This is a genomic window from Candidatus Accumulibacter vicinus (assembly GCF_000584955.1).
GTDB classification, from domain to species: Bacteria; Pseudomonadota; Gammaproteobacteria; order Burkholderiales; family Rhodocyclaceae; genus Accumulibacter; species Accumulibacter vicinus.
On sequence record NZ_JDSS02000020.1, the window covers coordinates 75,193 to 76,177 of the forward strand.

The 985-nt window shown below is 66.1% G+C and carries 1 protein-coding gene and 1 pseudogene; both read right to left on the bottom strand.

Annotated features, from left to right (window positions below; genetic code table 11):
• Nucleotides 1–183: pseudogene (locus CAPSK01_RS08440) on the bottom strand (AMP-dependent synthetase); the annotation flags it as partial.
• A gap of 31 nt (nucleotides 184–214) precedes the next feature.
• Nucleotides 215–985, bottom strand: a 771-nt coding sequence (glcF, locus tag CAPSK01_RS08445) for a glycolate oxidase subunit GlcF (protein ID WP_273703347.1), incomplete at its 5' end; no start/stop codon positions are given.

Genomic DNA, 985 nt, shown 5'->3' on the forward strand with positions numbered 1-985 from the left:
AATGTCCCAGAAGGTATGCGCCGAAGAGAAACCGCTTTCGTCCTCGTAGTACAGCGCGAAGCGGCTGCGGTCCTCGGCCCAGCGGCCGCAGACGTCGACGCCGATGTTGAAGCGCTCGGGAAGCTGCCAGCGAAAACTCCTGCACAAGGCATCGTAACTGCTGGCCTGACTGTCGATGAACATCGCTCTCCTGTCCGGGTCCGGTCTGTACGCTTCAGGAAGCGGCGCGCAAACGCTCGTCGATCAGTTCGATCCAGTGCCGCACCGGCAACGTGCTGCCGCTTTGCAGATGCATCTGGCAGCCGACATTGGCCGTCGCCAGCAGATCCGGCGAACCGGCATGGAGGGCCGCCAGCTTGTGGTCTCGCAACTGCCTGGCGAGAACCGGCTGGGTAAGCGAATAGGTGCCCGCCGAACCGCAGCACAGGTGCGCATCGGCGACTGGTGAAAGCGGGTAGCCGGCGGCAGTCAACAGCGCTTCGACGACCCCGCGAATCTTCTGCGCATGCTGCAGGGTGCAGGGCGAGTGAAAGGCCACCCGCTCGCCGACACCGGCCCTGGCTGCGCGCAGCAACTCGAGCAGGCGAGGCTGCTCGGCAGCCAGCACCTCGGAGGCATCACGCGTCATCGCCGCAATCCTCGCCGCCTTGTCGGCGTAGGCCGGGTCGTGTTTGAGCAGTGCAGCGTATTCGCGCACATGCCCGCCACAACCCGAGGCGGTCATCACGAAACCCTCGACGCGCCCACTCTCGAGTTCTGGCCACCAGGCATCGATGACACGCCGCATGTCGTCGAGGGCTTGTTCCCGGGCATCGAGGTGGTAGCGCAAGGCACCGCAACAGGCGGCACCGGCCACCTCGACCAATTCGATGCCGAGCCGGTCGAGAACGCGTGCGGTCGCCGCATTGGTATTGGGCGCCAGTGTCGGCTGCACGCAACCGGCCAGCGCAACCATCCGGCGCGGGTGTGCAGCCGGCTGCGGCCC